Source organism: Micromonospora sp. DT231, from assembly GCF_049847025.1.
Classification (GTDB): Bacteria; Actinomycetota; Actinomycetes; order Mycobacteriales; family Micromonosporaceae; genus Micromonospora.
Window position 1 is genome coordinate 30,468 of sequence record NZ_JBNCNO010000019.1, and the last position, 19,965, is coordinate 50,432.

Annotated in this window: 17 protein-coding genes; 10 read left to right on the forward strand and 7 right to left on the reverse strand. The window is 72.9% G+C overall.

The window, feature by feature from the left end:
- Positions 1–133 precede the first annotated feature (133 nt).
- From ACPXBU_RS32315 to ACPXBU_RS32340, 6 genes are all read left to right on the forward strand, one after another.
- Positions 134–1,102 carry a DUF5715 family protein gene (locus ACPXBU_RS32315; RefSeq protein WP_425761094.1) on the forward strand — a complete coding sequence of 323 codons (969 nt, stop codon included), beginning with the start codon at positions 134–136 and terminating at the stop codon, positions 1,100–1,102.
- A gap of 4 nt (positions 1,103–1,106) precedes the next feature.
- Positions 1,107–2,708 (forward strand): asparagine synthetase B family protein, encoded by a 1,602-nt coding sequence (locus ACPXBU_RS32320; RefSeq protein WP_425761095.1) that lies wholly within the window; start codon positions 1,107–1,109, stop codon positions 2,706–2,708.
- Positions 2,709–2,755: 47 nt separating this feature from the next.
- Positions 2,756–3,586 (forward strand): MerR family transcriptional regulator, encoded by an 831-nt coding sequence (locus ACPXBU_RS32325; RefSeq protein WP_393370590.1) that lies wholly within the window; start codon positions 2,756–2,758, stop codon positions 3,584–3,586.
- A 303-nt stretch (positions 3,587–3,889) separates the two neighbouring features.
- The gene (locus ACPXBU_RS32330; protein WP_425761096.1) at positions 3,890–6,583 is read left to right on the forward strand and encodes a fibronectin type III domain-containing protein; all 2,694 of its coding nucleotides are present in this window, start codon (positions 3,890–3,892) and stop codon (positions 6,581–6,583) included.
- Between the two features lie 65 nt (positions 6,584–6,648).
- A complete protein-coding gene (locus ACPXBU_RS32335) occupies positions 6,649–7,527 on the forward strand; it encodes a hypothetical protein (protein ID WP_425761097.1) in 879 nt (292 codons plus the stop codon).
- A complete protein-coding gene (locus tag ACPXBU_RS32340; protein WP_425761098.1) occupies positions 7,524–8,450 on the forward strand; it encodes a nucleotidyltransferase family protein in 927 nt (308 codons plus the stop codon). Before ACPXBU_RS32335 ends, ACPXBU_RS32340 begins: the two co-directional genes overlap by 4 nt.
- A gap of 130 nt (positions 8,451–8,580) precedes the next feature.
- On the opposite strand, the gene ACPXBU_RS32345 is transcribed toward ACPXBU_RS32340, so the two are convergent.
- The 7 genes from ACPXBU_RS32345 to ACPXBU_RS32375 form a co-directional block, all read right to left on the reverse strand.
- Positions 8,581–8,862, reverse strand: coding sequence for a PqqD family protein (locus ACPXBU_RS32345; RefSeq protein ID WP_393370581.1), 282 nt, complete (start codon positions 8,860–8,862; stop codon positions 8,581–8,583).
- Positions 8,859–10,004: an asparagine synthase-related protein gene (locus ACPXBU_RS32350; protein ID WP_425761099.1), complete on the reverse strand. Its 1,146-nt coding sequence runs from the start codon at positions 10,002–10,004 to the stop codon at positions 8,859–8,861. Before ACPXBU_RS32350 ends, ACPXBU_RS32345 begins: the two co-directional genes overlap by 4 nt.
- Positions 10,005–10,012: 8 nt before the next feature.
- Entirely contained in the window at positions 10,013–10,873 is an 861-nt protein-coding gene (locus ACPXBU_RS32355) for an ABC transporter permease (RefSeq protein WP_393370576.1), read from the reverse strand.
- Complete coding sequence (locus ACPXBU_RS32360) at positions 10,870–11,484, reverse strand: ABC transporter ATP-binding protein (RefSeq protein ID WP_393370573.1); 615 nt, start codon at positions 11,482–11,484, stop codon at positions 10,870–10,872. The genes ACPXBU_RS32355 and ACPXBU_RS32360 overlap by 4 nt, the downstream gene beginning before the upstream one ends.
- Positions 11,485–11,518: 34 nt before the next feature.
- The gene (locus ACPXBU_RS32365) at positions 11,519–11,674 is read right to left on the reverse strand and encodes a lasso RiPP family leader peptide-containing protein (RefSeq protein WP_393370570.1); all 156 of its coding nucleotides are present in this window, start codon (positions 11,672–11,674) and stop codon (positions 11,519–11,521) included.
- Between the two features lie 118 nt (positions 11,675–11,792).
- Positions 11,793–13,004 (reverse strand): SLC13 family permease, encoded by a 1,212-nt coding sequence (locus tag ACPXBU_RS32370; RefSeq protein WP_425761100.1) that lies wholly within the window; start codon positions 13,002–13,004, stop codon positions 11,793–11,795.
- Positions 13,005–13,126: 122 nt separating this feature from the next.
- Positions 13,127–14,563 (reverse strand): LVIVD repeat-containing protein, encoded by a 1,437-nt coding sequence (locus ACPXBU_RS32375; protein ID WP_425761101.1) that lies wholly within the window; start codon positions 14,561–14,563, stop codon positions 13,127–13,129.
- Between the two features lie 138 nt (positions 14,564–14,701).
- Here ACPXBU_RS32375 and ACPXBU_RS32380 point away from each other — a divergent pair, with 138 nt between their 5' ends.
- The 4 genes from ACPXBU_RS32380 (at position 14,702) to ACPXBU_RS32395 (ending at position 19,936) form a co-directional block, all read left to right on the forward strand.
- A complete protein-coding gene (locus ACPXBU_RS32380) occupies positions 14,702–15,406 on the forward strand; it encodes a DUF305 domain-containing protein (protein ID WP_425761102.1) in 705 nt (234 codons plus the stop codon).
- Positions 15,407–15,440: 34 nt separating this feature from the next.
- Positions 15,441–16,652, forward strand: a complete 1,212-nt coding sequence (locus ACPXBU_RS32385) for a sensor histidine kinase (protein WP_425761103.1) — start codon at positions 15,441–15,443, stop codon at positions 16,650–16,652.
- The gene (locus ACPXBU_RS32390; RefSeq protein ID WP_393370557.1) at positions 16,649–17,314 is read left to right on the forward strand and encodes a response regulator; all 666 of its coding nucleotides are present in this window, start codon (positions 16,649–16,651) and stop codon (positions 17,312–17,314) included. Before ACPXBU_RS32385 ends, ACPXBU_RS32390 begins: the two co-directional genes overlap by 4 nt.
- Positions 17,315–17,461: 147 nt before the next feature.
- Positions 17,462–19,936, forward strand: coding sequence for an ABC transporter permease (locus ACPXBU_RS32395; RefSeq protein WP_425761104.1), 2,475 nt, complete (start codon positions 17,462–17,464; stop codon positions 19,934–19,936).
- The last annotated feature ends 29 nt before the right edge of the window (positions 19,937–19,965 follow it).

Here is a 19,965-nt window from a genome sequence, read left to right on the forward strand (position 1 = left end):
CGTAGTCGTGAGCGCGACGTCCGGCTCTCTTAGGGGTGAATCGGAGGATTGTTCGGTCCATCCCGGTCCGGCTGATTACGGTGTGTTCAGGGCGATCCACCCAGTGCCGTGAGCGGAGAAGGGACCCCCCGTCATGCGAGTGCCCAGCCGTAGTCCGGGACAGCAGCCTGGTTCGCCCGTCTCGCCCACCGCGCCGACCCGCCGCCGACCCTCCGGCCTCACCCCGCGCCACCGGGTCCCCGCCGAGCCCGACCTGGCCGCCTACCGGGTCGCCGTCGCCGAACTGCTGGTCGAGGTGGGCGCCCTGGCCGACGCGGCGAGCACCCGGGCCCGCCAGGTGCTCATCGACGAGCGGTTGCGGGAGCCGGCGCTCGCCGCCGTCCTCGACGCCACCCCGCAGGGCCTGCTCGGGGCGCGCGAGACGCTGCTGCTGGAGATGGCCCGCTACCAGCCCAACGAGCGCACCTCGGCGCGTGACCTCGGCGCGCTGGTGCGGATCTACCTGCTCTCCCGCATCGACGTGCTGTGGTGGCAGGACGCCCCGACCTTCGTCACCGACGACCAGGTCAACGGCAGCGCCGAGTTGGTCGACCTGGAGTGGCTGCGCCGCCGCGACCTGCTGCGCTTCCGCTACCAGGAGCAACCCGCGACCCTGCTGGGCCGCGCCGCCCGTGGGCTGCGACGTCGACTGCACCCGGACGCCACCCCGCAGACCGCCGGGCTGCTGTTCCGGCGCGCCCGCCGGGAGGTGGTGGCGCTGCTCAACGACCTCGCACGGGAGTTCGCCGCCGCCGCGCCGCCGCACACCCCGCCGCTCTGGGTGACAAGCCTGGTGCGCAGTGCCGAACACCAGTACCGGCTGCGCCGGTTGGGCTACGCCGCGATGCTGCCCAGCGGGCACTGCCTCGGCTACTCCGTCGACGTCGAGCTGAACTGGTTCGAACGGTTCGGCGCGCGCCAGGCGCTCGCGGACGTGCTGCTGGCCCGGCAGGACGCCGGCGAGATCAACGTGATCGACGAGGGGCAGGCGTGGCACCTGTGCCTGGCGCCCGCCGCCCGGCGGCGCCTCCGCCGCGCGTACGAGGCCGAGATGGGGGTCTGAGCCGGTGTGCGGCATCGCCCTGAGCATCGGCCCCGAGGCCGACCCGGCGACCTTCCGGCGGATGCTCGCCGTCCTCGCCCCGCGCGGTGAGGTCACCGAGACCCGGTCCGAGCGCGGGCTGCTCGCCGGCACCCGCCGCCTACGCGTCGTCGACCGGGACCGGGCGGTGCAACCGTGGACCTCGACCGACGAGCGCTGGCTGCTCTGCTTCAACGGCGAGATCTTCAACTACCGGGAGCTGCGCACGCAGTTGACCCGTCTGGGGCAAACGTTCCGCACCGAGGGCGACACCGAGGTGCTGCTCGCCGCGTTCCAGCAGTGGGGCGAGGCGGCGGTGACCCGACTGCGCGGCGAGTACGCGTTCGCGGCCGTCGAGCGGAGCACCGGCCGGGCCTACCTGGCCCGCGACCCGCTCGGGGTCAAACCGCTGTACTGGTCCCGCCGACCCGGCTGCCTGCACCTCGCCTCCGAGGTCAAGGCGCTCGTCGGGCACGGCGCTCCGATCGTCGAGGTGCCACCCGGGCACCACGGGTGGGCCGAGGCGGACGGGCACGTCCGCCTCCACCCGTACGTCGACCTGCTCACCATCGGCGCGGGCCTGCCGGTCATCGACGACCCGGACGAGGCCGCCCTGCTCGTCCGTGCCGCGCTGAGCGACGCCATCCGGATGCGGGTGGAGACCGACCTGACCGTCGGAGTGGTGCTCTCCGGTGGGCTGGACAGCTCACTGATGCTGCGCCAGGTGCGCGACATCCACCCGGACTGCGTCGCGGTGACGGTCGGCGTCGCGGACAGCCCCGACGTCGCGTACGCCCGGCGGCTCGCCGCCGACCTGGACGTGCCGCACGTCGTGGTCGAGCTACGTCCGCGCGACATCCGGCTCGCCGACGTGCGTGAGGCGATCCGGATCTCCGAGTTGACCGAGTACGGCGACATCATCAACGCGGTCGTCTCGGTGCCGATCTTCCGCCGCCTGCGCGATTTGGGCGTCAAGGTGGTGCTGACCGGCGACGGCTCCGACGAGCTGTTCGGTGGGTACCCGATGTACCACCAGGTCGGCCCGGCCGCGGCGCGTCGGTTGTTCCTGCACCGGATCCGCAACCTGTGTCGCACCGAGTTGCAGCGGGTCGACCGGGCCGCCATGGCCCACGGGGTGGAGGCGCGGGTGCCGTTTCTCGACCTCAGCGTGGTGGAGTTGGCGATGCGACTGCCGTTGAGCCTGAAGCTGCGCGACGGGCAGGAGAAGTGGATCGTCCGGCGGGCGTTCGCCGACGTGCTGCCCGACTACGTCCTGCGGCGGCCGAAGAACCCGATGTCGTACTCGTCGGGGCTGCACGAGCGGGTCCGGCTGTACAAGCCGCTCTTCGCCCGGCTGCACCGCTCCTTCGGCTACGACCTGCAGGAACCGGTGCGCCGCGACTTCGACACCGTGCTGAGCCGGTGTGGCAACGACCTCGACCGGGCCATCGCCGACGGGCTCGACCGTCCCGACTACACGGTCCTGGAGCACGCCCGCGACCTGGTCGGCGCCGCCAGGTGGAACGCCGCGCCGATGGTCCGCCGGTTGGTCGGGCCGCGCCCGGCCCGCCGCTCGTCGGTCGGTTGACCCACGCTTGACCCTGACACCGTGTCAGGGACGAGCGTGAGGGGACCATGTTCACCATCGGAGACTTCGCCCGACTGGGCCGGGTGTCGGTGCGGATGCTGCGTCACTACGACAGCATCGGGCTGCTGCGTCCGGCCGCTGTCGACAGGCACACCGGATACCGGTTCTACCGCGCGGACCAGCTGCGCCGGCTCAACCGGGTGATCGCCCTGAAGGAGTTGGGCCTCACCCTCGAGCAGGTGCGGGTCATCGTCGACGACGCCGTCGACGTGGTCGAGCTGCGCGGGATGCTGCGGCTGCGGCGTACCCAGTTGGAAGAGCAACTGGCCGCGGACGCCGCCCGGCTGGCCGCGGTCGAGGCGAGGCTCCGGATGATCGAATCGGAGGGCACCATGAGTACGCAGGACGTCGTTCTGAAGGAGATCGCGCCGGTGCGCGTCGCGGAGCTGACCGCGGTCGCGGCGAGTTACCAGAGCCAGGACATCACGCCGGTGATCGGACCGCTCTACCCGGAGTTGTTCCGCCGGCTGGCCGACGCCGGGATCACCCCGACGGGGCCGAGCATCGCCTGGTACGAGCCGGCCGCCGACGGCGACGGCGACGCGGTGGTGGTGCACGCCGGGGTGACCGTCGCGGTCGGGCCGTCGAGCGTCGCCGACCTCACGGTACGCGACCTGCCCGCGCTGGGCGCCGCCGCGACGATCCTCCATCATGGCGCGATGGACGACGTCGACCAGAGCATGCAGGTGCTCGCCCGCTGGATCGACGACAACGGCTACCGCGCCGACGGCTTCGCCCGCGAGCTGTACCTGGACTACTGCCCGGACCAGCCGGAGCAGGGCGTCACCGAGCTTCAGCTCGCGGTGCGCCGGGACTGACGCGACCCTGCCGTCGCGTCCGCCGCAAAAGGACGCGACGGCAGTCGCAATTCGGACAGCCTCCGCCCATGGCTGGACACTTTCCCCGCCCGAATGTGGCCTGACCTGGGAAAACTGGTAGGAGTTGATAGAGATCCGTCACTCAATACGCGAAAGCCATTCCGTGAGTGACGGTCGGATTTCCGCCAGTCGCCCTGCGGCCGGGGGCAGCAGGCGCGTGGCCGCCGAGGACCATCAGTCGGTCGCCTGCCTCCTTCCCCCGTCCGCGGTGGCCCTCATCCCCGGGAGAGGGAGAAAACATCAATGTCCCCAGTGCTCCGTGCCCGTCCACGGGCCGTCACGGCATGCGCCGCAATCCTGGCGCTGTTCGTCAGTCTGCTCGTCGCCCCCACCGCGGCGTCGGCCCGCGCCCCGAGCCGCACCCCCACAGCCGCGTCCGCGCCGGTGGCCGCGCCGGCCGTCACCATGGAGCGAATCGCCGAGCTGGCCGCCCCGGCGCAGCCACCGGCCGCTCCGGCCAAGCCGACCGCCTCCTGGCGGGCCGGGACGGCGACGGTGAACTGGCAGGCGCCGGCTGACCGCGGCTCGGCCCTCACCGGCTACCTGGTCACCGCGTACCGCAACGGTAAGAAGGCGAAGACCGTCACCTTCGACGCGTCGACGACCACCCAGAAGGTCGAGGGTCTGACCGCCAAGGGCACCTACACCTTCACTGTCGCCGCGAAGAACGCCGAGGGCGTCGGCCCGGCCAGCAAGCCCTCCGCGGGCGCCAAGATCATGGCGCTGCCGGGCGCGCCGACCATCATCGCGGTCACCGCCGACACCGCCACGGCCCTGCTGAGCTGGAAGCCCGGCCCGAACGGCGGCTCGCCGATCACCGGCTACATCGTCACCCCCTGGGTCGGCGGCAATCGGGGGCCGGCCCAGAGCTTCGGGGCGGCGACCACCAACACGGTCACCGGGCTGTTCCCCACCACCGCCTACCGGTTCACGGTGGCGGCCCGCACCGCCGAGGGCATCGGCGCCGAGTCCGTACCGTCGGACGAGGTGATCGCGAACGTGTCGCCGACGCTGCTGTTCGACCACCCGAACGACGCGACAGTCGGGATCGCGTACACCGCGACCCTGAACATCACACACGGGGTGCCGCCGTACACCTGGAGCGTCGACTCGGGCACTCTGCCGCCCGGCATTACCCTGAATCCCGTCACCAACGGCATCTCGGGCGTCCCGACCACCGCCGGGGTCTACCCGGTGGTGATCCGAGTCGTCGACTCGGCCGGCGAGACCGGCACCCGGTTGATCACCCTGGTGGTCAACAAGGCGCCGCTCCTGGGCTTCCCGGCGCCGCCGCTGGGTGAGGTCGACGCCCCCTACTCCGACCAGCTCAACGTGATAGGTGGCACCGGGCCGTTCACCTGGTCGCTGCCGGCCGGGTCGCTACCGCCCGGGCTGACCCTCAATGCCACGACCGGCCTGCTGTCCGGCCGGCCGACGGCGGTCGGCGCGTTCCCGTCGACGGTCCGGGTGACCGACGCCAACGGCTTCGCCGCCGAGCAGGCGATCCGGATCCTGATCCAGCCCAGAAGCGTGGCCACCCTGAGCGTGTCCACGAACGCCACGTTCTTCGGCAACTCGGTGCAGTTCCAGGTCATCGTCGGCCCCGGCGTCGCCGAGGGCAGCGTGACGCTCATCGACGAGCTGCCCAACGGGGTGGAGACCCCACTGGGCACCTTCCCGCTGACCCTCAACGTGTCCACCTTCCAGGTCTACGTGCCGGCGTTCGGGCACAACCAGTTCCGGGCGCAGTACGACGGGACCGGCCCGCTGGGCGAGGCGGTGTCCAACGAGGTCGCCATCGAGGTCTCGGCCGCACCCCGCCAGGTGGTCATCGACCAGTTCGCGCAGTCCGGCATCGGCGGCATCAACGACCAGTTCGTCTCGATCGTGAACGGCACGGCGATCAACCTGCCGATCGCCGGGTTCAAGGTGGAGGCTCCCGGTGGGCTGTCCGTCACCATCCCCGGCAGCGCGCGGCCGCTGCCGCCCAAGCGGGGCTACCTGATCGCGGCCAGCGACTACTCGCTGTTCAACATCCAACCCGACCTCATCGTCCCCAGCCTCGGCCAGGGCGGTTTCCGGCTTGTCGCACCGGATGGGGCGGACACCGTCACCGACCGGGCGGGCTCGACGGCGGGCTTCTCCGAAGGTCCACCACTGCCCGCCTTCAACTCGCCGCCATTCGTCCCCTTCGCCTGGAACCGACTGCGGATCGGGGGCAACCTGAAGGACACCGCCAACAACGTGGCCGACTTCCGACTCGTCGCCACGGTGATCGGGCCGATCAACGGGGTCCCGTCCACACTCGGCAGCCCCTCACCGCAGAACACGCTGGGCACCTACCAGCAGAACGCCGCGGTGCAGTCGACGCTGTTCGACCCGAACGTGGCCGTGTCGGCCGCCCCGAACCGGGTCCGCACCGCGAACAGCCTGGTGATCCGGCGAACGCTTACCAACAGGTCGTCCGCGCCGATCACCCAGGCCCGGATCCGGATCACGTCGCTGAGCGCGCTGAACGGCGCGCCGTACCCCGGTGGGTCGTCGCCGGCGGTGCATTCCAACATGCGGTTGGTCAACCCGACCAACGCGACCACGTCGATCACCATCAGTGACGGCCGGACGTTGCTGGTGCGCAACCTGGCGATGGACACGCCAGCCACCAGCCCGCCGGGTGGCGGGTTGGGCACCACCCTGACGATCCCCATCGACCTGGGTGGGCTCGCACCGGGTGCGTCGATCTACATCGCGTTGAGCTTCGCGGTGGACACCCCCGGTTCGTGGTGGGTGGCGTACGACGTGGACGCCATCGGCGGGGGCGTGGTCCCGACGGTGGCGCCATCGGCGAAGGGCACCAAGGCGACCAAGCAGCGCGCGGCGGACGCCAAGCGGCTGAAGGAGTCGCAGAAGGTGACGATCGACAGCGGCACTTTCCGCTGACGCTCACCGAATAGGGGTGCGGGTGGCGCGTCACGACGAGCGCCACCCGCACCGTGCCGTTGCCCATGATCGTTGAGCAGACGATGAGCGGGGAGATCATGCCGACACCCGGACGAGGCGTCTACGGGCTGCGGGTGCACGGGCTGGACGAGGTGTCGGAGCTGCCTCCGGCCGAGGGCGCGGCCCTCGGGTGGCCCGCCGTGCGGGTCGGCCAGGTGGACGTGCCGCCACCACCGCCGGTGCCGCTGGACGACCGGCGGGGCACCCGGATCCTCGCCGACGGGCGCACCCTCGCCGTGGACCGACTACGGGGCACCGCCACCTTCTACGGGCCGCCGCTCGCGGCAGACGTGCTAGCCCACCCGTACCTCGCCCCGGTGGCGACCACGGTCAACAGGTGGGCCGGTCGGGAGACGTTCCACAGTGGCGCGTTCCTGCTCGCCGGCCGGGCCTGGGCGGTGCTCGGCCCGCGTACCGCAGGTAAGAGCAGCCTGCTCGCCGCCCTGGCCGCCCGGGGGGTGCCGATCCTGACCGACGACATCCTGGTCGTCGACGGCGTCGACGCCTTCGCCGGCCCCCGCTGTGTCGACCTCCGGCAGCCGGTGCCCGGGGTGGGCCTGCCGACCCGGCCGGTCCGGGCCGGCGACCGGCTGCGGGTGGCGCTGCCGCCGATCGCGCCCCACGTCCGGCTGGGCGGTTGGTTGTTCCTGCGATGGGGCGCCACGGTCACCCTGCCCCGGCTGCCCGGCGCCGCCCTGCTGGCCCGGCTCGCCCGCCAGCGGTCGTTCGGGCAGTTGCCCTCCGACCCGGCCGCGCTGTTGTCGCTCGCCGCCCTGCCGGCCTGGGAGCTGACCCGACCGCGCGACTGGGCCGCACTCGACGACACCCACCGGCTGCTCGCCGACACCGTCGTCGCCACCTCGGCCGTGGGAGCGACCCGGTGAGCGCCCGGCCGGAGGCGGTGCGCTGCCTGAGCCTCGACAGGGCCGCGGTCGGCGTCACCGCCGCACTTGCCGACCGGGGGGTGCAAGCCGTCCTGCTCAAGGGGGCCGGGCTGGCCCGCCGGCTGGGCCAGGAGGGGCACCGGGTCTACACCGACATCGACCTGCTGGTCACCCCCGCCTCCTTCGACCTCGCGCAGCGGGCGCTCGCCGACCTCGGCTGTGTCAGCGCCCTCCCGGAGGGTCGCCCCGACCACAGGTCGCACTGGTACGAGCGTCCCTGGCGGCTGCCCGGCCCGCTGTCGCTCACCATCGACCTGCATCGGGGCTTCCACGGGGTGGCCGATCCGGAGGCGCTGTGGACCGGACTGTGGTCCTCGGCGCAGCGGATCAGGCTGGCCGGCGGCCTGGTCACGGTGCCGGACGAGGCGGGCGCCGCCCTGCTGGTGGCCCTGCACGCCGCCGCACCGGGTCGCTCCGACCGGCCGCGTGCCGACCTGCTGCGGGCGGTCGAGGTCTTTCCCGTCGACACCTGGCGAGCGGCGGCCGACCTCGCCGCGCGGACCGGCGCGCTCCCGTCGTTCGCGTTCGGCCTGCGCCTGACGCCGGCCGGCGCGACCCTGGCCGCCACGCTGGCACTGCCCCAGCAGGGCACGCCAGCACTGTGGCTGCGGGCCCACCGCGCCTCGCCCGCCGCCCTGACCATCGCGCAGCTCGCCGAGCTGTCCGGTGTGGTCGACCGGCTGCGGCACCTCGGCCCGCGACTGTTCCCGACACCGGCGTCGATGCGCCACGCCAGCCCACTGGCCCGACGCGGCCCGGTCGGTCTGCTGCTGGCGCACCTGGCCCGGCTGGCCCGCAACGCCGGGCAACTCCCGGCCGCGCTGAGCGAGGTACGCGCGGCCCGGCGCGACGATCGCGGCTGACCGCTGGCGGGTGCGCCGCCCGTGGTGCGGCGGGGTGCACCGGCGGCGCCTGTCGGTCCGGCCGCCCGGCGGCACCCGGCTCCCCGACCAACCGGCGGTATTTGTCGGCCCGACCAATCGGCGGCGTCGGTCAGGGCCGCTGCACCAGCAGCCCGTGCCCGCGCAGGTCCGCCAGGAACGCGGCCACGTCGGCGCGGGCCCGCTCCCGGTCCACCGGGGCGGTCTCCACGAGTGCCGTGACCAGCTCGGCGCTCGTGGCCCCGGTCGCCAGGCGTCGCCACAGCAGCGCGCCGGTGGCGTCCAATCCGAAGTAGACCGAGTTGCGGGTGTCCAGCACGACCACCTCGTCACCGGCGACCCGCCAGGCCACCCGGTCCGGGTCGACCCGGTGCACGATTTCCTGCTCTGTCACGATGTGACCTCCACGTCGATGTCGGAACGCTCCGGCCGGCGGGCGGAGTCGGGCGGGTTGGCGGCCAACCAGAGCTGTTGGACCAGGCTGGCGGTGCCGCCGGGGATCGGCCAGCGTGACCAGAGCGCCCGCAGAGCCTCCGGATCCACCACCTCCTCGTCGGCGCCCGAGCCGTCCCAGGAGCTGACGAACTCCCGGGTCGGCGTCCGGAAGAACACCTCGAGGAAGCGGGCCTTGCGGCGCGGCGCGGTGACCTCGGCCGGCAGGGCTCCCTGGACGATCTCCGCGAGCAGCCGGTCCCGACCCACGTTCCGGTGGCCGCCGTAGCGCAGCGCCAGCGCCGCCAGGAAACCCTCGTCGAGCAGCGGCTGGATCGCGGTCGCCTCGTGCTCGGCGGCCAGCGCGGCCAGGGCCGAGCAGGTCATCCGGAGGTCCCGCCGCCGGGTGTGCCAGGCGATCCGCTGCCGCAGGCGGCGCGGCTCGGCACGCTGCTCCGCGCGCTGCGCGCGGTACGCCTCCCGGGCGACTGTCGGCCGCAGCCACGCGAACATCTCCGCCGGCCCCTGCCGGGTACGCGCGGTGTGCCGCAGCCACCAGAGCCGGCCGCGCAGCGAGGACGCCCGTGGACGACGCCACCCCGCCAGGATCTGGTCGCCGCCGGCACCGGTGAGCAGCGAGCCGCCGGCCGCCAGCTCGACGATGGGCAGGTGCAGGTGCAGGTTGACCGGGTGGACCACCCCGTGGCGGTGCAGCAACCGGCGAGCCACCGGACCGACCAGGTCCAGGTCGTCGTCGGCCCGCAGGATCTGCCACGACCCGCCGACCCCCAGCGCCCCGATCACCCGGTGCTGCCAGTCCGACTCGTCGGCCCGGGGTGCCCCGGTGAACCGCCAGGTGACCGGGACCGGGTCGGGCAACCCCTCCCGGCGGGCCGCCCGGACGGCCACCGCCAGGATCAGCGACGAGTCCAGCCCACCGGAGAAGCTCACCACACACGGTGGGCGGGTCAGGCCGGCCAGGACCGCGGCGTCGAGCGCGCCCAACGGATCCGGCACGCCGGCCGGCACCTGCCGACGCGGCGGTGGCGGGCCGACACCGAGCAGCGTTCCGGTGGCGAGGTCGAACGGTGTGGGACGGAGCATGTCGTACCTCAATCGCGTTTCAGGGCGCCGCGGCCGGCGGCGACCCGCAGCGCCCCCGCGAAGGCCCAGCTCGACAGCGGCACCAGGAGCGCGGTGACACCGAGCAGCGCCACGGCCGACCAGGCCCAGTCGCCGCCGGCCAGCGCGGCGCGCAGGCCGTCCAGGGCGATCCGGCTGGGCAGCACCGCGGTCAGCTCCGGCAGGGGACCGGGGAGTTCGGAGACCGGGAAGTACGTGCCGGACACGAAGGTGAGCCCGACGACGAACAGTCGGGCGGCGGCGTCGCCGTGCCCGACGGCGACGGTGAACGCCGCGAGGGCGATGCCGATGCCCAGCACCGACGCGGTGCCGGCGATCAGCAGCACCGCGACCCCCCACCAGTCGGCCCGGTCGGTGCGCAGACCGAGCACGGAGCCGAGGATGGCCAGGTAGACGCACGAGCGCAGCAGGGCGAACAGGAACGGGTAGCCGGCGGTCCCGATGGCCAGCGCGGTGACCGGCACGGGTTGGGCGGCGAGCACCTCCAGGGTCCCGCCGCGCTGTTCGCGGATCACCCGACCGGTCAGCTGCGTGGTGGCGGCCTGGAGGACGAGCAGGAAGGTGATGCCGACCGCCACGAAGTCGAAGTAGCTGGGCGAGTGGGCGAGGTCGGTGCCCGAGGAGGGGGTGAGCACCCGGGAGATGAACAGGAAGACGACAAGGTTCACCACCCCGAAGGCGAGGTCCAGCAGCAGCGGCAGCCGGAACTGCCGGGGGTCGCCGAGATCACGGCGGACCAGGGCGAGGACCATCGCGACAGCACTGGCGCCGGCGGCCCGGCGATCGACAGGGCGGCTGGTGGTCGCGGCGGGCGTTGTCGGCGTCGTCATCGGGTGGCCGTGAGGGTCAGGGCGGACTGGCACCGGTCACGGTCGTCGGCGAGGTGCGAGGCGATCACGCAGGCCAGCTCGGGACGCCGGTCGAGCGCCTGCCACAACAGCAGCCGCGACCGCTCGTCGAGGGAACGGCCCGGCTCGTCGAGCAGCAGCAGCGCGGGCTCGGCGACGAGAGCCCGCGCGATGCTGACCCGGGCTCGCATTCCGGCCGAGCACCGCTGCACGGGGACGGTGGCGTAGCCGGCCAGGTCCAGTTCGGCCTCGACGCGGGCGACGGCCGCGCGGACAGCTCGCCGGGGCAGCCGGAGCCGGGCGACGAGGGCCACGTTCTCCCGCGCCGACAGTTGCTCGTAGAGGCCCTGCTCCGGGGCGAGGCAAACAGCGGTCAGGCGTCGGGCGGGCAGTGAGCCGACCGGGTGGCCGCCGACGGTGGCCTGTCCGGCGCTGAGGGTCAGCGTGCCGGACAGGCACCGCAGCAGCGTGGTCTTGCCGGATCCGTTGTTGCCGCCCAGGAACACCCGGGCACCGACCGGGACGTCGAGGTCCAGGTCGGTGAAGATCACTCGACGACCGAACCGGCGCTGTGCCCGGCGGATCGTGAGCAACGGCGGTCCTCCCACGATGGCGGGCGGTGACGGGTCAGAGTGAACCGTCGCCGCCGCCACCCAGGCCGTCGTCCGGGCCGACGGTGCCGCCCTTGGTCAACTCGGCGAGCGTGCCCAGGCGCTGGATCGTCGGCGGGCGGTAGTCCGAAGGGGCTGTCTGGGCTGTGTCCAGCTCGTGGTGCGCTGTCATCGGTTCTCCTACTCGTATCGGTGTCGAACCAGCATAAACGGTCATCTCGCGCTTTAGGTCGATAACACGTCTTGGTGGTTCATCCATCGCAATAGAGTGAGAACCATTCAATAGTGGATCAGCTCACCAGGAGCAGCGCGCCCACCGCCGCGACCGTGGCGGTCACCGCGAGCAGCGTGCTGGTCAGCACGAACCGCCGCATCGGCACCGCCACCCCGGCCGCCCGGCACCGCTCGAACCACAGCAGCGTGGCCAGCGACGCCCAGGGGACGGCCAGCGGGCCGACGTTGGTGCCGATCAGCAGCGCCAGCAGGCGGGTGTGATCGCCCGGCGGCAACACCGACTCGCCGGCCAGGTAGGCGGGCAGGTTGTTGACCAGGTTGGCCAGCACCGCGCCCGTACCGCCCGCGCGCAGCTCGCCGAGCGTGCCGCCGTGGGTGCCGAGCAGGCCGCCGACCAAGTCGTCCAAGCCGTGCTGACCGATGGTCTGCACCACCAGGAACAGGCCGACGACGAAGAGCAGCAGCCGCACCGGCACCAGATTCAGGCGCAGCGTGGCGGGGGAGCGGACGACGAACCCGACGAGCACCAGCGCGAGCGCGACGGCGGAGGCGAGACCGATCTCCACCCCGGCGAGGATGCCGGCGACGAAGAGCAGACAGCCGGCGAGCGCGACGCGGTGCAGCACCGGATCCGGCGGCACGTGCCGGGCCGGCGGTACGAACCGCCCGCCGGCCGGCTGGTCCCGCCGCCACCACGCGTACCAGAGCAGCGCCATGGTGACCGCCACGGCGGCGAGTTGCGGCAGCGCCATCCGCTCGGCGTAGGCCAGCGGGGTCAACCCGACCCGGTCGGCGGCCAGCAGGTTCGTCAGGTTCGACACCGGCAGCAGCAGGCTCGCGGTGTTCGCCAGCCAGACCGTGGTGACCGCGAGCGGAGCGGCCGGGACGCGCAGGTTGCGGGCCAACGCGAGCAGCACGGGGGTGAGCAGCACGGCTGTGGTGTCGAGGTTGAGCACGAGGGTGGTCAGCGTGGCGAGGCCGCCGCAGAGCAGGAACAGCGCCGCCCACCTGCCCCGGGAGGCGATGGCCAGGCGGCTGGCCAGCACGTCGAAGACGCCGGCCACGGCGGTCAGTTCGGCGAGCACGATCACCGTGCCGAGGAAGAGCAGCAGCGGCAGGATCCGGTGCAGGGTGGCGGTGGTCTCCGCCCGGGGCAGCAGCCCGCTCAGCGCGCAGCCCGCGCCTACCACCGCCAGGCCGACAGCCACGACGTCGAGCGGATGGGGGCGCCAGCGCACGGTGGGCTCGGGCGGGGCTGCGGGTTTCACGTCTGCCCACGTTGGCACAGCCGGCGGCCGACCGGCGGGCAACCCCCGCCCGGGTGACGGGTCACACCCGGCCGGGCCCGGCCCCCAGGGTCGGGGACCGGGCCCGGCGTCGTGCGGGGTGCCTACCAGCCGAGGTAGCTGGGCTGGGTCTGCACGTTGAGCTCGTTGTAGCGGGTCAGCTTGGCCGACCAGGTACGCCAGTCGTTCAGCTCCAGGACGTCCAGGCCCTTCACGATGTCGTTGGAGTAGATGTGGCCGTTGTAGTAGTACGCGGACCAGGTGCCACCGCCGACGAACGTGTCCGCCGAGAGCGGGCCGCGCTCCCAGAAGGCGATCTCCTTCGGGTGGGCCGAGTCGGTGAAGTCCCAGACCGAGATGCCGCCCTGATACCACGACTGGACCATGATGTCGCGACCGAGCACCGGCACCAGCGAGCCGTTGTGCGCCACGCAGTTCTCGGTGTCCGCGTTGACCCGGGGGATCTTGTAGTAGCTGCGGAACGTCATCGTCCGGGCGTCACCGCGGCCGGCGATGTCGTAGATGGCGTCCGCACCCCGGTTGGGGCCGATGGCCTCGTTGCAGGTCGCCGCCCCGCCACCACCCAGCTCGTCGGTGAAGACCACCTTGGTGCCGGAGTTGTTGAAGGTGGCGGAGTGCCAGAACGCGAAGTTGACGGTGTCCCGGATCCGGTTGATGACCCGGGGCGCCTCCCGGTTCTTGATGTCGAGCAGGATGCCGTCACCCATGCAGGCGCCGGCGGCCAGGTCCTTCGACGGGTAGGCGGTGATGTCGTGGCAACCGGTCGTCGCCGAGCCGGTCTCACTGCCGGGGAAGCCGCCGTCCGGGAAGAGGTTCGGCGTCGCGACCACCGCCGCGTCGGTCGGCTTCTTCAACGGAACCTTGACGATGGAGATCGAGTCGTGTGGCGGCTGGCAGTCCGGGAACTCGACTCGCGGGCTGTACGACGAGACGTACAGGTAGACGGCCTTGCGGTCCTTGCCCGGCACCAGGGTGTGGGTGTGCGAGCCGCAGGCCGTCTCGACGGACTTGATGTAGCGCGGGTTGGCCTTGTCCTTGATGTCGAAGACCTTGATGCCCTCCCACGAGCCCTTCTCGAGCGGCGCCCCCGGGGTGCTGGTGCAGGAGTCGTCGCTGCGGGGCGAGTCGGTGGAGAGGAAGAGCAGGTCGCCGTGGACGGAGATGTCGTTCTGCGACCCCGGGCAGAGCACCCGGGCCTTGACCGTCGGAGCGCTGGGCCGCGAGATGTCGTAGATGACGAAGCCGTTGTAGTTGCCGGCGAACGCGTACCTGCCCTGGAAGGCGAGGTCGCTGTTCGTCGCGTCCAGGGGGGCGACCTTCGGCAGGTTGGCGATCTGCCGCAGGTTGGGGCTGCTGACGATCTCGTCGACGCCGGGGATCGCGGTGGCGGTGGGCGTCGACGGCGGTGCCACCTGGGCGTTGCCGGCCGGGGCGACGAGCGCGCTGGCGACGAGGAGCCCGGTTGTGGCGAGCGCCACGATGCGTAGGTGTCGTGGCCGTGGCATGTGGAGTCTGATCATCGGCGAGGCCCTTCGCAAGGGGGAGATGATTGTCGACACCTTACCGTTCGACGATGAACGTCGATGTGATGCCGGTCACATCGAAGTGCCTCCGTCAATGGATAGCATCGCGATGACCTCGACTCCAGGGAGTGGCCCATGACTGATCGGCGCGCACGAACCCTGGCGATCGTCACACTGGCGCTCCTGCTCGCGCTCGTGACAGTCGTCGTGAGCCGCGCCGGGGACGACGCCGCGACAGGCACCGCCCAGTCGGCCTCCGCACCCGCCACCCCCGCCTCGCCGACGGCCGCCCCGGTCCCCACCGACCTGACCGTCATCGCCCCCGGCCGCCCGGGAGAGGCCGCCGCCACCCGCCCGGCCCACGAGGTCCGCGACGCGGGCCCCGCGCCACACAACTCGCTGGACGTCGTGTTCGTCCGGATGATGATCCCGCACCACGCGCAGGCCCTCGCGATGGCGGAACTCGCCACCGACCGCGCCGCCGACCCCGACATCCGCGCCCTCGCCGAGCGCATCCGGGCCAGCCAGGGACCGGAGATGGGCATGATGCGGGGCTGGCTGCAGACCCGCGGCCTACCGGCGGAGGTCGAGGGCCACGACCACGGCGCCATGCGCGGCATGCAGTCACCCGAGGCGATGCGGCAGCTCGCCGCCAGCCGTGGCCCCGACTTCGACAGGCTCTTCGTGCGGATGATGACCGCGCACCACCAGGGCGCCATCGAGATGGCCACCAACCTGCTCACGGTCGGTTCCGACCTCACGCTCAACGAGTTCGCCACCTCGGTCGCCACCGAACAGACCGTCGAGATCGACCGGATGCGCGAGGTCCTCGGCCGCTGACCCGCGAGGGCCCGTCGACCGGCACGTACGCTGGGTGACCGTGGAACGCAGGATGTTCGGCCGCCCGCTGCGCGGCGTCGCCTTCGACGTGGCCGTGTCCGTCGTGGTGGCCCTCATCGGCGTGGCCGGCGCGGCGAACCTGGCGGGCGGGTGGGCGGCCGCCCTCGTCTGTCTGGGGATGGCCGCAGCGCTGCTGTTCCGCCGCGCGCACCCGGGCGCGGTGACCGTGGTGATCACCGCGCTCGGCCTGATGCAGGTGATCGCCAGGTGGGGGCCGCTGCCGTTCGACGTCGCCGTCCTGATCGCGCTCTACAGCGTGGTGAAGTACGGCGAGCGGCTGCGCGCCGCGGTGCTCGCCGGCGCGGCCGCCGCGGTGGGGGTGGTGCTCGCCGCCGTGCAGACCCCGGGCGTCATCACCTGGTGGGTGACCGCGCTGTGGTACGCGCTTGTCACCGGCGCGGTGTGGCTTGTCGCGCTGAACGTGCGGACCCGCCGGCTCTACGTGCTCAGCCTGGAGGAACGGGCCACCACCCTGGAACGTGAACGGGAGGCCGAGTCCCGGGCGGCGGTCGCCGAGGAGCGCACCCGGATCGCCCGTGAGCTGCACGACGTCGTCGCCCACAGCCTGGCGGTGATGATCGTCCAGGCCGACGGCGCCCGGTTCATGCTCGACCGGGACCCCGCGCAGGCCCGCACCGCCGTGAAGGTGGTCGCCGATACCGGCCGGTCGGCGCTGGAGGAGATGCGCCGGTTGGTAGGCGTCCTGCGCGACGCCGGCCCGTCCGGCGGCGACGGGCTCGTGGCGGCCGCCGACCCGGAGCACCGGCGTCTGGCGCTGGCCGAGCTGCCCGACCTGCTGGCCCGCTTCGGTGACGCCGGGCTGCGCATTCGCAGCACCGTCATCGGTGAGCAGCCGGCCCTGCCCCCGGGGTTGGAGCTGACCGTCTACCGGGTGGTGCAGGAGGCGCTGACGAACGCGCTCAAGCACGGCGGCGTCGGCGCCGGCGTCGAGGTCGACCTGACCCACACCGCCGAGGCCGTCGTGGTCCGGGTGCGCGACGACGGTCGGGGTCGCCCGCTGGTCAGCCCGGCGCCGTCCGGCGGTCACGGTCTGCTCGGCATGCGGGAGCGGGTGACGGTGTACGACGGCAGCCTCGCCGCCGGCCCGCGGCCGGCCGGGGGCTGGCAGGTCGAGGTTCGGCTACCGCTAACGTCGGGGCCGGCAACGGAGGTGATCGCGGCATGACGGTCCGGGTGGTGATCGTGGACGACCAGGCGCTGGTCCGCGCCGGGTTCCGGATGGTGCTGGACTCCCAGCCCGATCTGGAGGTGGTCGGGGAGGCGATCGACGGCGCGGACGCCCTGCGGGTGCTGGCCCGTACCGAGGCCGACGTGGTGGTGATGGACATCCGGATGCCGACCATGGACGGGGTGGAGGCGACCCGCAGGCTCTGTGCCGAACGGCCCGAGGGCCCGCCCCGGGTGCTGGTGCTGACCACCTTCGACACCGAGGCGGACGCGTTCGCGGCCCTCCAGGCCGGGGCGAGCGGGTTCCTGCTCAAGAACGTCCCGCCGGAGGAGTTGCTGGCCGCGATCCGGGTGGTGGCCCAGGGTGACTCGGTGGTGGCCCCGTCGATCACCCGGCGGCTGCTGGACCGGTTCGCCGGGCAGCTCGGCGCCGCCCCGAGCGCGGACCCGCGCCTCACGCAGCTCACCGACCGGGAACGGGAGGTGCTGCTGCTTGTCGCGCAGGGCCTGTCCAATGCGGAGATCGCCGCCCGGGTGCACGTGGCCGAGGCGACGGTGAAGACCCACGTCGGTCGGATCCTGGCGAAGCTCCAGTTGCGCGACCGGGTCCAGGCGGTGGTCCTGGCGTACGAGAGCGGGCTTGTGACACCCGGCGGATGACACCGCGTACGACCTGGGTCGTAGCCGGCGACGGGCGCACCGCGACCCGGGGCGCACACCTGTCGAGCGCGCAGGTGGAGATCAAACGACCGGCTCCGGCCATAGCGTCGGAGGGGTCCGATCCGCCACCTGCACCGGGAGCCCCGCATGATCCGCCTGACCCTGCGCTCGTTGCGTGCCGAGGCGCTGCGCATGCTGCTCTCCGCGCTGGCCGTCGTGCTCGGTGTCGCGTTCGTCGCCGGCACGATGATCTTCGTCGACGGGATGCGCGCCGGCGCGTACGAGCGGGCCGGCACCTTCGACCGGCGCACCGACCTGGGTGTCTACTCGGCTGGCCGGGAGGTGCTGGCCCCGGCCCTCGTCGACCGGGTGGCCGCGGTCGACGGGGTGGCCGCCGCGGCCGGTGAGCTGACCAACACCGCCGGGGTCCTCGGCTCCGACGGCCGTCCGGTGCTCGGCTTCACCATGCTGGTGGCCATCCCCACCGAACAGGCGCTGCGCTCGTACGACGTGGTCGCCGGCCGACTGCCCGACCGGCCCGGGGAGGTGGTGCTCGACGCGCCGACGGTGGCCGAGGAGGGCTTCGCCCTCGGCGCCGAGGTCCGGGTCGGTGGCCGTGGCGGCGCGGCCCGCCCGTACACCCTGGTGGGCACCGTCGACGTGGCCGGCACCGTCCGCGATGTGGGGGGCCCGTTCGTCGGCCTGGTCGGGCCGGACGCGTTGGCCCTCACCGGCGAGCGGGGCTACGGCCGCGTCATGGTGGCGGTCCAGCCGGGCGCCTCCGTCGCGGCGGTGACCGAGCGGGTCCGAGCCGTCGCCGGCGGAGAAGCCACCGTGAAGAGTCGTCAGCGGATCCTCGACGAGGCCGTCGAGGAGGCGGTCCGCAACGCGGACCAGTTCCGGATGCTGCTGTTGATCTTCGTGGGGGTCGCCGTGGTGGTGGCCGGCTTCGTGATCGCCAACACCTTCGCGATCGTGCTGGCACAGCGCACCCGGCGCACCGCGCTGCTGCGCCTGATCGGCGCCACCCGGGGGCAGGTCTTCCGGGCCGCGCTGCTGGAGTCGGCGGTGCTCGGGCTTGTCGCCTCCGCGCTGGGTGTGCTGCTCGGGGTGGCCCTCGCCGGCGGGATGAGGCTGCTGATGTCCCGACTGGACGTGCCGGTCACCGGTGGCCTGACCGTGACCGGTGCGACGGTGCTGACCGGCCTGCTGCTGGGTACCGCGCTCACCGTGTGCGCCGCCCTGCTCCCGGCCTGGCGGGGCACGCGGATCGCTCCGGTGGCCGCGCTCACCGACGCGGCGGTGCAGCCGAGCCGGGGGGCTGGTTGGGTTCGGTTGACCTTCGGCGCGGTGGTGCTGGCCGTCGGTGTGGCCGCCCTGGCCGGCGCCGCCAGCGCCGGTCAACTGCTGCTGGTGGCCGTCGGCGGGGTGCTGGCCTTCTTCGGGATCGTGCTGTTCGGGCCGGTGCTCGTCCCGGCGCTGGCCCGGGTGTTCGGCTGGCCGGCACGTCGTGTGCTCGGGGCGATTGGTGAGTTGGCGGTGGCCAACACGGTCCGCAATCCGCGGCGGGTGGCCGCGACCGCCACCGCCCTGGTGATCGGGATCGGACTGGTGTCGGCCTTCCTGGTCGGCGGACGCAGCACCAAGGACGGCATTGAACGCAGCGTGGATGCCCAGATCGGGACGGACTTCATTGTCGTTGGAATCGGTCAGGACCTGCCTGCCGCGCTCGCCGGTGAGCTTGCCGCCCGCCCCGAGTTGGGGGTGGTGCACGAGCAGCGCCACACGGTCGTCGCCGACGTCGAGATCCGGGCGGCCCACCCGGCGTTGGTCGGCCGCACGCTGAGCGGGGTGCTGACCGGTGACGCCGATCGGCTCGGGCCGGGGCAGGTGCTTGTGCACCGGGAGTTGGCGCAGGCACGAGGCTGGCAGGTCGGCTCCTCGGTGACAGTCGGGGGCCGGTCGTTCCGGGTGGCCGCCGTCGTCACCGACGACTCGGCCGGCAACGGTGCGCCGGCGGGCTACGTCATCGACATGGCCGACACGGACTTCGCCGCGCTCTTCGGAAATCAGCGGGGCTTCCTGGCCGAGATCGACCCCGCCGCCGGGGTGAGCGCCGAGCGGGCCGGGGACGCGATCGAGGAGGTGCTGGACAGCTACCCGACGGTGAACCTGATGGACCAGGGCGCGTACAAGAAGATGCTCACCGGCACCGTGGACATGGTGCTCGCCCTCGTCACCGCGCTGCTCGGCCTGGCCGTGGTGATCGCCCTGGTCGGCGTGGCGAACACGCTGAGCCTGTCGGTGGTCGAGCGGACCAGGGAGAACGCCGTGCTGCGGGCGGTCGGGCTCACCCGAGGCCGGATGCGGGCGGTGCTCGCCGTCGAGGCGGTGCTGATGGCGGTGGTCGGCGCGGTGCTCGGCGTCGGGCTGGGCACCGGCGTCAGCGCTTCCGCGATGGCCCTGCTGACCCGCCTCGGCGGGGACTTCCACCTGGTGCTGCCGTTCGGCCAGCTCGGGTTGATCCTCGGCGTCGCGGTGCTGGCCGCCCTCCTGGCCTCGGTGCTGCCGGCCCGCCGGGCGCTGTCCCGGCCGGTCGTCGAGGCGCTCGCCGACCAGTGACCGGCCCTACCGCCGGCGGTGGGGACCGG